Annotated in this window: 13 protein-coding genes and 6 tRNA genes; 2 read left to right on the top strand and 17 right to left on the bottom strand. The window is 35.9% G+C overall.

Going from position 1 to position 12,483, the window contains the following annotated elements:
- Positions 1-27: 27 nt before the first annotated feature.
- From AC3G7N_RS06865 to AC3G7N_RS06820, 10 genes are all read right to left on the bottom strand, one after another.
- The gene (locus AC3G7N_RS06865; protein ID WP_489421405.1) at positions 28-1,299 is read right to left on the bottom strand and encodes an MFS transporter; all 1,272 of its coding nucleotides are present in this window, start codon (positions 1,297-1,299) and stop codon (positions 28-30) included.
- A 126-nt stretch (positions 1,300-1,425) separates the two neighbouring features.
- On the bottom strand, positions 1,426-2,037 hold the full coding sequence (locus AC3G7N_RS06860; RefSeq protein ID WP_489421404.1) for a superoxide dismutase: 612 nt from the start codon (positions 2,035-2,037) through the stop codon (positions 1,426-1,428).
- Positions 2,038-2,272: 235 nt separating this feature from the next.
- Positions 2,273-2,345 (bottom strand) — tRNA-Phe (locus AC3G7N_RS06855).
- 14 nt (positions 2,346-2,359) lie between these two features.
- Positions 2,360-2,452 (bottom strand) — tRNA-Ser (locus tag AC3G7N_RS06850).
- Between the two features lie 10 nt (positions 2,453-2,462).
- Positions 2,463-2,539: transfer RNA gene (locus AC3G7N_RS06845), tRNA-Ile, on the bottom strand.
- 10 nt (positions 2,540-2,549) lie between these two features.
- Positions 2,550-2,625, bottom strand: a tRNA-His gene (locus tag AC3G7N_RS06840).
- 27 nt (positions 2,626-2,652) lie between these two features.
- Positions 2,653-2,729 (bottom strand) — tRNA-Met (locus AC3G7N_RS06835).
- Positions 2,730-2,732: 3 nt separating this feature from the next.
- Positions 2,733-2,807 (bottom strand) — tRNA-Asn (locus AC3G7N_RS06830).
- 417 nt (positions 2,808-3,224) lie between these two features.
- Entirely contained in the window at positions 3,225-4,850 is a 1,626-nt protein-coding gene (locus AC3G7N_RS06825) for a Na/Pi cotransporter family protein (RefSeq protein ID WP_489421403.1), read from the bottom strand.
- Positions 4,851-5,064: 214 nt separating this feature from the next.
- A complete protein-coding gene (locus AC3G7N_RS06820) occupies positions 5,065-5,697 on the bottom strand; it encodes an NfeD family protein (RefSeq protein WP_489421402.1) in 633 nt (210 codons plus the stop codon).
- A gap of 69 nt (positions 5,698-5,766) precedes the next feature.
- Here AC3G7N_RS06820 and AC3G7N_RS06815 point away from each other — a divergent pair, with 69 nt between their 5' ends.
- Positions 5,767-6,072, top strand: a complete 306-nt coding sequence (locus AC3G7N_RS06815; RefSeq protein ID WP_489421401.1) for a hypothetical protein — start codon at positions 5,767-5,769, stop codon at positions 6,070-6,072.
- A 155-nt stretch (positions 6,073-6,227) separates the two neighbouring features.
- Here the strand turns inward: AC3G7N_RS06815 and AC3G7N_RS06810 are convergent, their stop codons facing one another.
- Both AC3G7N_RS06810 and AC3G7N_RS06805 read right to left on the bottom strand, forming a co-directional pair.
- The gene (locus AC3G7N_RS06810; protein ID WP_489421400.1) at positions 6,228-6,635 is read right to left on the bottom strand and encodes a hypothetical protein; all 408 of its coding nucleotides are present in this window, start codon (positions 6,633-6,635) and stop codon (positions 6,228-6,230) included.
- 73 nt (positions 6,636-6,708) lie between these two features.
- Positions 6,709-7,425 carry a lytic transglycosylase domain-containing protein gene (locus AC3G7N_RS06805; RefSeq protein ID WP_489421399.1) on the bottom strand — a complete coding sequence of 239 codons (717 nt, stop codon included), beginning with the start codon at positions 7,423-7,425 and terminating at the stop codon, positions 6,709-6,711.
- A gap of 80 nt (positions 7,426-7,505) precedes the next feature.
- Here AC3G7N_RS06805 and AC3G7N_RS06800 point away from each other — a divergent pair, with 80 nt between their 5' ends.
- Entirely contained in the window at positions 7,506-7,790 is a 285-nt protein-coding gene (locus AC3G7N_RS06800; RefSeq protein ID WP_489421398.1) for a DUF2624 domain-containing protein, read from the top strand.
- Positions 7,791-7,857: 67 nt separating this feature from the next.
- Here the strand turns inward: AC3G7N_RS06800 and AC3G7N_RS06795 are convergent, their stop codons facing one another.
- From AC3G7N_RS06795 to cccA, 5 genes are all read right to left on the bottom strand, one after another.
- Positions 7,858-8,751 carry a deoxyribonuclease IV gene (locus AC3G7N_RS06795; protein ID WP_489421397.1) on the bottom strand — a complete coding sequence of 298 codons (894 nt, stop codon included), beginning with the start codon at positions 8,749-8,751 and terminating at the stop codon, positions 7,858-7,860.
- Positions 8,752-8,783: 32 nt separating this feature from the next.
- A complete protein-coding gene (locus AC3G7N_RS06790) occupies positions 8,784-10,097 on the bottom strand; it encodes a DEAD/DEAH box helicase (protein ID WP_489421396.1) in 1,314 nt (437 codons plus the stop codon).
- A 119-nt stretch (positions 10,098-10,216) separates the two neighbouring features.
- On the bottom strand, positions 10,217-11,332 hold the full coding sequence (locus tag AC3G7N_RS06785; RefSeq protein ID WP_489421395.1) for a Nif3-like dinuclear metal center hexameric protein: 1,116 nt from the start codon (positions 11,330-11,332) through the stop codon (positions 10,217-10,219).
- Positions 11,316-12,026: a tRNA (adenine(22)-N(1))-methyltransferase gene (locus tag AC3G7N_RS06780; RefSeq protein ID WP_489421394.1), complete on the bottom strand. Its 711-nt coding sequence runs from the start codon at positions 12,024-12,026 to the stop codon at positions 11,316-11,318. The genes AC3G7N_RS06785 and AC3G7N_RS06780 overlap by 17 nt, the downstream gene beginning before the upstream one ends.
- Before the next feature lie 77 nt (positions 12,027-12,103).
- Positions 12,104-12,478 carry a cytochrome c550 gene (cccA, locus tag AC3G7N_RS06775; protein WP_489421393.1) on the bottom strand — a complete coding sequence of 125 codons (375 nt, stop codon included), beginning with the start codon at positions 12,476-12,478 and terminating at the stop codon, positions 12,104-12,106.
- Between the last annotated feature and the right edge of the window lie 5 nt (positions 12,479-12,483).

The raw sequence follows: 12,483 nt of genomic DNA, 5'->3' as shown, positions 1-12,483 counted from the left end.
ATTTAACAAGCAACTTTCTAGTCCTTATCATCGATTTTTTTCATCAGGGAGAACTTCTTTTTTCATAACTTCCTCATCATCGTTCGTCACTAAGTATATATCTTTAATAAAAAAGTAAATAAACAAGTGACCAGCACCGAATGTAATTAGTAAAATTGGTATAATTCTTTCTGGTGGTAGAAGGGTAACTGCTAAAAGAAAAAACCCAATGGATGCTACTCTTCCTGCATTTACATATAACTCACGTACAACGATATATTCTATCCGTAGATCCCGTGCTCTCCAAGCCTTTCCTATTACATCATAGGTCAGTGATGCGTAAGGCACGTTTATAATGGGATATGCAATACCTATGATAACTGCATAAACAATTAAAATTGGATAGCTAACATTAAAGATGATGATATAAACGGCGAGGTAGAGGATTAATGCTCCAACTAAAATTGACTTCTTACGTAAAGCAGGTTTGATGAATTTTGTAGCCAGTAAATAAAATACAAAGGAAAGCCCTGATAAAAATAGATTAAACATTCCAAGAGCAAGTTCACTACCTGTTGCAATAAACACCCAAATTGCAATGACAAATAAAAATATACCTTCTCTTAATCCTTGAAAAACATGTGCATATAATATCTTCTTCCAATTGTTATTGTGTTTACGTTCATGTAAAATTCGCTTAAAGTGATAAGCTCCGTCCGCTTTTCTTTTGCTCAGGAAAAAACTACAAATCACAGCTCCAATAAACATGAAGAATGAAACGGTGAAAATCGTTTTATAACCAAAATTCTCATCCATTTTCGCGATAATGATACCAGCGATTAATGGACCTATCATTCCACCAAATGATTGAAGGACACCAAGGAAACCGTTAAATACATCTCGAGTATCTGGTTCGGTTATCTCGAAAGTCAACACATTAAATGCAAGCCAATAGAATCCAAAACCAATGCCTAAAAGACCGCCTAGATAAAAATGGAAGGATGCAGCTGAATCACCAATAAACAATACGCTCAAAAAAAATAGAGATAAGAAAATTACCCCTAGTCGCAATATGATAATTCGATCAACCTTTTTTGCCATTTTCCCGGCAATTACAAATGTAATTGGCTGAAAAACAAATATCCCTAAATTATATAGAGCGATGGTGACATAATCCCCAGATTGTTTCCATAAATAAATATTTACAAACGTATTGGATAAAAATAACCCCAAAGAGTAAAGGCCACCTATTACTAACAAAAATGTTAAATCGGTATTTTCTTTAATTTTATTCATTATTTTTTCTTTGTATGTTTGCATTGAATTGCTCCTCCTGCGTTCTTTTATAGTTTGAACAATTCGTGTAGAGATATGCAAACAGTTTACAGTTTAAAAGCGTAAAAAAACGCAGGGTGTACACCCTGCGTTCCATCTGTAAGTCTTTTATTATTTAGCTTCATTATAGTTTTTTGCGACTTCATCCCAATTAACTACATTCCAAAATGCTGAAGCATATTCTGGACGCTTATTCTGATATTTAAGGTAATACGCATGCTCCCAGACATCTAGTCCTAAAACTGGAGTCTTACCATCAGTTAATGGGTTGTCTTGATTTGGAGTACTTGTAACTTCAAGTTCACCATTATTAACGACTAGCCATGCCCAACCAGATCCAAAACGGGTCTTAGCTGCATCTTCAAATTCTTCTTTAAACTTATCGAAGCTACCAAATTTATTCTTAATCTTATCAGCTAATTCGCCAGAAGGTTCACCACCACCGTTTGGTGAAAGAACTTTCCAGAATAAGCTATGATTCGCATGACCGCCACCATTGTTGCGGACAGCAGTACGAATGTTTTCTGGTACAGAGTCAAGACTCGCAACTAAATCTTCAATAGATTTTTCTTGAAGACCCTCGTGTCCTTCTAGAGCACCATTTAATTTTGTTACATAAGTATTATGATGCTTCGTATGGTGGATGTTCATTGTTTCTTTATCAATTGTTGGTTCTAAAGCATCGTATGCATAAGGTAATTCTGGTAATTCAAATTTTGCCATTGCTAAACGTCCTCCTTCAAAAATTATGAAATAAAAGGATTGAAAATTCAACCTTTTAAAGCAAGATTATCAGAGCTTTGAATGACATGCAACTTATATGCATATTTTTACAATTACTATCAAAGCATCCTTAATTACTATTTCACATAAGGTAGCGTTTCAAACATCCTACAGCATCAAAAAAAGAAAAAAATCAGATTGTCGAGGTAACCTCAATAATCTGATTCAAAATAGATGGCTCAGGACGGAATCGAACCGCCGACACAAGGATTTTCAGTCCTTTGCTCTACCGACTGAGCTACTGAGCCTTTTAAATTATGTATGGAGGAGGAAGAGGGATTCGAACCCCCGCGGGCTTTGACACCCCTGTCGGTTTTCAAGACCGATCCCTTCAGCCAGACTTGGGTATTCCTCCGTACTATAAATGGTGGACCCTGCAGGACTCGAACCTGCGACCGATCGGTTATGAGCCGATAGCTCTAACCAGCTGAGCTAAGGGTCCTAATATTTTATGGGGCGACCGGTGGGGCTCGAACCCACGCATGCCGGAACCACAATCCGGTGCGTTAACCACTTCGCCACGATCGCCATAAAAGACATAGGTTTATTTAAATATGGTAGCGGCGGAGGGGATCGAACCCCCGACCTCACGGGTATGAACCGTACGCTCTCGCCAGCTGAGCTACACCGCCATATGGCTCCACAGGTAGGATTCGAACCTACGACCGATCGGTTAACAGCCGATAGCTCTACCACTGAGCTACTGTGGAATAATCAAAAATAATGAATCCTAATAGTAGTATAATCTAACTTGGTCCTGCTCGTCATGAAGACCATTCCTCGCATCAAAAGCTTTGCTCGTCATGAAGACGCATGATCACACACAGATCGTTTGATCAAACTACTGTGGAATAATCTAAACTAGTAATTCAATCTATCTTAGACACAATTCCTACCTTGTATAAAAGCGTTGCTCTTTATGTAAAGAATTAACAAGCGACGAAATATAATTTATCATGTACAGCAAAATCTGTCAATATATTTCATATATTTTTTTAAAAGAGTATGACGAGTACCCCTTCAAACAACATTATTAACTATAGCACTTTCCCTCTTATATTTCAATTTAAAATTCTATTTTAGTGAAAAAAAGAGATTAGCTCTATTTTGCTAATCTCTTTTATCCTTTATTTGTCTAAAACTTCTTCAGCGATATTAACAGAATGGTCTCCTATACGCTCTAAATTACTAATAATGTCTACAAATACAATACCTGCAGATCCGCTACATAAGCCTTCATTCATACGGATAATATGCTTCTTACGATAATTCCGCTCCATCTTATCTATTTGATCTTCTTTTTGAACAACTGCCAAAGCTTCTTCTCTGTCCATTTTATCTAATGAACCGATTGCTTGTTTAACAGTAAGAATCGTTAAATCAAACATATTATTTAGATCTTCTTGTGCTTGTTCTGTTAAATATACTTTATTCGAAATTTTATAATCGATAAGCTCAATAATATTTTCAAAATGATCGCCAATACGCTCTATGTCACGTACCGAATCCATTAATGCTGTATGTTTTGCACTTTCGAATTCTGATAGTGAACCAGCAGATATTTCTACTAAATAATCGGTGATTTTACGATCCAGATTATTTAATGCTCCTTCAATTTGCATCGCCGTTTCAGAATGTTTTTGTTGTTGGGTAAGTAAATATTGATTTGTTTCTTCAAGACCTTGTGAAGCATACTCACCCATTCTAATTACTTCCGCTTTTGCTTGATCTAATGCAAGTGTCGAGGATTGTTGAATAAAGATAGGGTCTAAGTGTTTTGGCTTATACTGAATGGTAACATCTTCACCAGGGATAATCTTCGTTACAAGCCATGCTAATGCCCCTATAAACGGAAATTGGATCATGGTATTTGCTAAGTTAAAGCTACCATGGGCAAATGCCAAGGTCATTTCAGGATTCAAATTAAATTGACCTTGTAAAAATATGACGTATTGCGTGAACAGCCCTAGAAAAACAAGAAAAATGGTTGTTCCAATTAGGTTGAAAAATACATGTACGTACGCAGCTCTTTTTGCAGCAACACTTGCTCCAAGGGATGCTAAGACAGCTGTGATGGTTGTCCCGATGTTATCACCAAACAGAACCGGAACTGCCGCTCTCAAATCAATAGCACCTTCTGAAAATAATCCTTGTAAAATTCCGATGGTTGCGCTTGAACTTTGCACAATAACCGTAAATAACGTACCAATTACCACACCTAAAATTGGGTTTGAACTCATGCTTGTTGTTAGTTCTTGAAAGGCTTCTAAAGAACGAAGTGGCGACATACCACTACTCATTAAATCAAGTCCAAAAAACAGTGCACCAAAGCCAAAAATAGTTTGTCCGATGCTCGTTACCTTTTGGTTATTAAAGAAGAATATCAAGAAACAACCAACTGCTATAATCGGAAGTGCATACTCGCCTAAATCAACGCCAATAATAAACGCTGTAACAGTTGTACCAATGTTTGCACCCATTATGACACCGATAGCTTGTCTAAGTGTCATGAATCCAGCATTTACGAGACCAACAGTTAAAACAGTGGTACCCGAGCTACTCTGAATCAATATGGTAACGATTATTCCGGCTAATACGCCAAGGAATGGATTACTCGTAAATTTATCTAATATATTTCTTAATCGATCACCGGCTGTTTTTTGTAATCCTTCTCCCATAAACTTAATACCTAGAAGAAAAATACCTAACCCACCAATAAACTCAAATATCAGCTTTTGAATATCTATATCCAATGGTTTCCATCCCCTCGTAATTGTTGATTTTTGTCGATCCATTATCCATTATTAAATGAATTACTTTGTTTTGTAAAGTAACTACTGTAAATTTAACATTAAATTTACAATCTTTATGTACTTGTTACCTTTCCATACTTCAAGCTTTTTTACTCAACATGGCTAAATTTGATTTTTTTTCGCAAAAAAACTCATGTACATAAATACATGAGTTTCATACTGGAATCTTTTCAACAAGTATTTTTGTCCCATCAACTTGAACTACTTCAATAGGGGTATCTTTTACGATCCATTGTCCGTTTGAAACGGCACTATAATCTTTATTATTTATACGGATCGTACCGACAGGACGTAAGTTATTTAAAGCAATTCCTTCTTGATGTAACAACTCAACGTATTCTGTAGCCAGTGAATTATACCCAGCTTCTTCTGTCAATCGATCTTTTAATGTAATTTTTGTCCATAAATCCCGATGTTTAAATACTTTTAGAAACAATAGTGATGAAAAGCCACCCACCAATACTCCGATAACCGCATAGAGCCCAGCCTCAAGCGACGGGGCACTTATTGCTACGGATGCAAGCATACATCCTAGCCCAAGTGTTGCTAGTGTTCCATCATTTATCAGTTTCCCATCGAGAATAATGAGTAATAATCCGACAAAATAAATAATAAGCATAATAATAAACGATCCTGTTTCCAAATATACCGAAAAATAAACGGTTATAAATCCTATACCTAATAATCCAAATATGCCTCGCATATTCACCCAAACTTCACCCAGTATGAACAAGGTTCCAAGACCGGTAATTACTAAACCCATCCATTGAGATGAAAAAATGTCCATTTACATCCCCTCCTACTATTTATTATACGGGATACACGAATCAAGGTTTCATAAAAAGGAGTAATTTATATGAATTTTTTTAAAAAATCCCTTATCTTCGTGACGATAATTTTGCTTTTTGCTAGTATTTACCATGATATCACATCTGGTTCCATTTCAATGGATAAAGAAAACAAAACATTGGATAATTTTGACGATACTATGGTTCACGTTCAAGTATTACCAGGACAAACTGTATTGTCCATCGTAGAAGAATACAGCACGATCAACTCATTAGATGTTGATCAAATTATTACAGATTTTAAAAAAGTTAATCCTAATGCAGAGCCTTATCAACTAAAAGCGTATGAGTATTATTACTTTCCAGTCTATTAAAAAACTTGGCTTATCGCCATGCTTTAATGGCAATTATATCCACTAAAAATAAATATTTTTTTATCAGTGTAAAAAAAGCCCAAGTGCACTTTTAATCAAGTTGCCGTTAGGGGATAAAAAAAATAGGAGGAAGACAAAAGTCAACCTCCTGTTTATTACAAATATGGAATTACAAATAGTGTAATTATAATGGAGGCCGCACCAGCTATGATAGCTGTATTACCAAGGGTGTCTGCGTCTCTACTTTTCGCAATAAAACCTGCAATAATTCCTGTCCCTCCAAGAATAATCGGCATGAAGAAGAAAGATGCAATTGATAAAACTAGTGCAATCCAACCCACTGCACTATTTACTTGTGATCCACTTTCCGAATCAGTTTTCCGTTCTGCACGATTGTCAAAATCATCTGCAGTTAGTTCCTGCGCCATTTCTTCATCGCGATTGTTATCTTTTTCTGTTGGAACAGGAGTGCTCCCATATAAATTAGCAGTATTCACTTCATGATCTTCTGCTTCATTATTAAGCGCTGGATTCTTGCGACCTTTTTGATCATATTGATCCATAAATTTATTCCTCGCCTTCTTTAAATGAGGTGTGACTTAGTTTATGGAGTTAAACGTTTAATACTGGTGTAAGTTATTGGTAATGCTGTTTTGCAATCGTTACTTCTGGATATGCATTTGCATTACTTAAAATTTCGGTAGCATACGAGCTTTTTGCGTGTCCATTTTCCTCTACGTAATTTTCCAGTCCTCCCATACCACGATTGTATGCAGTTAATACTTTATTCCAATCTCCATATTGTTCATGTAAAAAGTCTAAATAAACATAGGATAAATGGATGGAATAATATGGATCAAATAACATAGTCTTTTTATAAGGTACATTTGCCATATCGGCAATCCATGGAGCAGTATTCTTCATGAATTGAGCCATGCCATACGCATGTCCATAAATGGTTTTTGGACCTACAAGATCTGGATTAAATGTGCCGCCTGTTTCCACTTTTAGTAATTCGTACATAATGTGTGGATTGATATCAAATGCTTTTGCTTCTTTTACTAAATAAAATGACCAAGATGCCTTAAATTCACCATTACTATCTTTCACAAATTTAGCTGCTGTATTATTAAGATCTTTCCAGGTCATATAACTGTGTTTTTCATTGATTAGTGGATTAGTTCCTAAATATTCGCTTTTTAGTGTCAATGATTGATTCTTAGCAGCCAATACATCATTTTTTTCTTTCAATTTTTGTTTCTCTTGGGTAAGCATGAAATTTATCGAAAAGAAAATGATACCTATTCCAAGAAAAACCATCAGCAATTTTCCAGTTTTGTAGTTTGTTTGCACTAAAATACCTCCTATATCCGTTAACCCTTTGCAAGCAATTGCATAGAATAAATCAGCATTACTTTTAAAGGAGCTGAACCATGTCAAAAATAATTATGAAAGAAATTATAGCTAATAAATTAAAGCATATTTCACCTGAGGAATTACTTAACTATAGCAAGCAATATGGATTTTCGCTTACACCTAAAGAAGCAAAACAAATTACGGATTATGTAAAAAGTCATCCATTTGATCCGTTTAAAGAATCAGAACGTATTATCTTTTTTAAAGAACTAACGCGAATCACTGACTTAAACACCACAAAAAAAGCCCAAAAGTTATTTGGGGAAATTGTGAGGTCTTACGGTATTCAATCCCTTTTCTAACCTTGTTCCCTTTAAAAAGAACACGTAAACACAAAAGGAAGAGCGCAAATTGCGCTCTTCCTTTTGCTTATTGTAGAACAATTTTATCTTTTAATTCCGGATCGAATGTTCCATTTTTGACCATATTTATTTCGAATTTATATGGAGGTTTCTTATTTTTCTTATCTTCTCCAACATATGGTGTTTCTAATATTTTCGGTAACTGTTTTAGTTGTGGATGATGGATAACCTTATGAAGTGCATCAAAACCAATATGTCCAAAACCTATATTTTGGTGGCGGTCTTTGTGTGCTTCACGTTCATTTTTACTGTCATTGACATGGATAACTTTCAAACGGTCTACACCAATTATCTTGTCAAATTGATTAAGTACACCATCGAAATCGTTTACTACATCATACCCTGCATCATGTATATGACAAGTATCCAAACAAACGGAGAGTTTTTCATTTAGATGGACGCCATCAAAAATTCTAGCAAGTTCATCGAATGTTCGACCAATTTCCGTTCCTTTACCAGCCATAGTTTCAAGTGCAATCTGGACAGGCTGATCTTTGACTAATACCTCATTTAACCCTTCAATTATCTTATTAATACCAGCATCAACACCTGCGCCAACATGTGCTCCCGGGTGTAGCACAATTTGTTTGGCTCCTAATGCTGCCGTGCGATTAATTTCATTTCGCAAGAAGTCCACACCAAGTTCAAACGTTGCAGGTTTTGTGGTGTTGCCGATATTAATAATATAGGGGGCATGAACAACAACTTCTTCAATGCCATTTTCTTTCATATGTGCTGTACCTGCTTCTATATTCAAATCTTCAATTGGTTTTCTTCTCGTATTTTGTGGTGCTCCTGTATATATCATAAATACATTTGAACCATATGAGACTGCTTCTTCGCTCGAGCCTAATAGCATCTTCTTTCCACTCATCGAAACATGTGATCCTAATTTAACCATATAAAACACCCCTAACAGCGCTTGTTCTATTATTACTTCTTATGTTTTGTATTTTTACTCAGCCGTTTTTTAATTGACTCTTGCTGATATTTCATTTTCTTTTTATACCCTGGCTTAACCTTTTTGGTTTTCTTAACACGTTTCCATGCTTCTTTATCTACATCAACATCTGTTTTCGTGCGTAAGTTACGTTCATTCCAGGATTTCATCTCTACCCAATCACCTTTTCTTATATCAAAAAATGTGAATGATAATCCTTTTTGTTCTAGTTTACTAATGATTTTAATATCACTTTCATTGTATAGACTTATAGCGGTACCTTCCAAACCCGCACGGGCAGTTCTACCTACTCGGTGGACGTAAAAATCTTCTTCTTTAGGTAGTTGTGCATTTATCACATGACTTACACCTTTGATGTCAATTCCTCTTGAGGCTAAATCAGTTGCTACAATGTATTGAAAACGCAAATTTTGTATATCCTTTAATGCTCTTTTTCGTTCACGTGGAGACAATCCACCATGTATCAAGCCGACATCCAATCCTTTTTCTAACAAGGATTCTGCTAGTTGATTAGCTTTTTCTTTGCCATTTGTGAAAATAATAGCCAAGTAAGGATTTATTACTTTTGAAATATCAACTATAATGGTGGATTCATCACGATGTTTCGTATCAATTAAATGATGCTCCATTGTTTCAGGTGATAATTGATCATCAATTTTTACGTGAATAGGGTTTTCTAAATATTTCTTAAAAAAGTGCTCCAAGCGTTGTGGAATTGTCGCCGAAAAGACAAGTAATTGAACATTCTTATTTGATCTAACAAGCAATTGGTCCACATCATTAATAAAACCAAGATCTAACATCAAATCTGCCTCATCAATTACAAATGAGGACGCTGAGTAAATAGAAATGGCTTCTTCTTTTACCAGGTCTAATATTCTTCCAGGCGTGCCAACTACAATATGAGGAGGATATTTTAACTTTTCCATCATTTTTTGCTTATCGGTACCACCAACCAACAATTTTGAAATCCATTGTTGCTCTTTTCCAGCAAATTTTATGATTTTTTTCACTTCGTCGTGGATTTGCATGGCTAATTCACGGGTTGGCGCAGTAATAACGAATTGTACCGATCTTTTTTCTATATCAATTTGGTTAAATAGAGGCAATAGATATGCATGCGTTTTTCCTGACCCTGTATGTGATTGTCCAATTACACTTTTTCCCTTTAGGATAGCTGGTATAACCTCTTGTTGAATATCGGTCGGTTTTTCAAAATGCAGCTTACCGATAATTTCTGTCATGAGGGGATGGAACGCAAATTCTTCAAAATTTTTTTTTTCCATAATAAATACTCCTTTTGGTGCATTTACAGCACACTTTTTCAAGCCCTAACAAATTTCCCTATGATTCATTATAGAACACATTTCCTATACATGCATTAAGGAAATCAAATTAGATGTCTTTAAATGAATTGAAATGGTTCAGTATTTGAGTTAGATATAATTACTTCTAATTGATTGTTTGTATATACGCTCTCAAGATAACGCTTCGTAGCTTGTTTCATAACTTTTTCAACATGATGTCCTGGGTCAATTATAGAAAGTCCCATTTGCCATGCATCTTGAGCGGTATGGAAGGACATATCACCTGTTAAATAGACATCTGCCCCTTTTTCTTTTGCTGCATGGATAAAGTCTTCTCCACTTCCACCAAGCACAGCTACCTTGATAACATGTTGATCCAAATCTCCAGTAACGCGGACGGTCGAAACACCTAAAGTCTGTTTTACATGATTAATCAGTTCATGTAATGTCATTTCACTAGAAAGATTGCCAATTCTGCCCATACCAAGTCCTTCACCCTCATTTGATAAAGTGAAAATATCATAAGCAACTTCCTCATAAGGATGGGCTTCCTTCACATTATTCAAAACAATTGAGAGATTTTCTTCTGAAACAATTGTCTCCAGTCTAGCCTCATTAACATGCTCCATATTTCCTTCCGTACCGATAAAAGGGTTCGTCCCTTCCAAAGGAGTAAATGTACCAATACCTTCTGTTTGGAAAGTACAATTGCTGTAATTTCCAATATGACCAGCACCGCTTTCTCCCAAAGCATTACGAACGTTATTTACATGTGTAATTGGAACATATACAACTAGTTTATACAAAGTTTCTTTCTTTGATTCGATTAATATATCTGTATTATTTAATCCAATTGCGTCACAAAGCATATCGTTAACACCGCCATTTGCAGCATCTAAATTTGTATGTGCTGCATATACAGTTATGTTGTATTTTAGTAATTTTTGAATTATCCTACCTTGGACATCATCTATATTAATTTGCTTAGATGGTTTGAACAGTAACGGATGATGTGCAATAATCAAGTCTACCTGCTTCTCAACGGCTTCATCCACGACAGTTTCTAATACATCTAGTGTTACCATCACCTTTTTAACTTGCTTTGAAAAGGACCCTACCTGCAGACCTACATTGTCCCAGTCATATGCTAAATCACGAGGCGCCCACATTTCCATCGTTTGAAAAACATCCCGATTCTTAATCTCGTCCTTCATCCTGCAACACCTCCTTTATCCAAATTAATTCATTGTTAAATTGTCGTTTTTTTTCAATTTGCGGTACACTAGCCTGATCTAATTGTTTTCTAATGTATTGGAGCTTTTCCTGCTCGCTTCTCCACTTTTCATAAAAAGCTTTTGATTTATTCAATAATAAAACTGGCCCAAACATGAAATCCTTTTCAGTTAAGTTTTGAAAGATATTCATTTTATCAGCAACTATAATTTCGTAAAAATGCCCATTATCCTCTATTAGCTCTTCTTGTACTATCTCATAACCATGATAATGGAGCCATTTCCGAACAGCTTTAGCATCAACATTGGGCTGTGCGATGATTCGCTCCACTTTTTCCAATTTATCTATTCCATTTTCTAATATTGACTTTATGAGCGATCCACCCATACCAGCAATAACAACTTGTTTCACTTCACCTTTATGTAATACTGCTAATCCGTCTCCAAGTCGAACGTCGATAACAGCTTCTAAATGATTCGCCTTTACCGTTGCTTTCGCACTATGAAAAGGGCCATCCACAACTTCACCTGCTATTGCTTTTGCCCCATCATCATGAAGACACACGTAACAAGGCAGATAGGCATGATCAGAACCAATATCAGCAAAATACGATTCCATCGGTAAGTAGGAAGCAATTCTTTGCAAACGATTTGAAATGACTGATTGTTGATTCATTATTTTCTCCTTCCTATTAGTCGAAAAGAAAGCTTCCTGTATCAGATCAGAAAGCTTTCTCGTGTTTTAATTCTATTTTACTTTTTCTTCGCCAGCCATTCAGCTAGAGCATCTGCTTGAGGTTCCTGCACTAATCCAGCTGGCATGTTACCTTTACCATTTATAATGATGTCCTTAATCTCTTCTTTGTTATATTTGCTACCTACTTGCGTTAGGTCTGGTCCTACTCCACCGGTCAAATCAGCACCGTGACATGAGATGCAATTGCTTTGGAAAATTGCCTCAGGGTCATCAGTTGATGCCCCTTCTCCTTGCTCCTGCTTTTCTCCGCCACCTTTTTCTTCATTTTCAATTGCAGTTTGTTGACCCAAGCCAACAAATGATATAACGATCACCAATAAAATCCCTATAATTGCAATAATTGCGAAGGGGATAACTGGATTTTTCTTCATTACGT

This window comes from Virgibacillus carmonensis (genome assembly GCF_057836705.1).
Note: the sequence above shows the minus strand (reverse complement) of the source record. Positions and strands in the feature narration are given on the sequence as shown.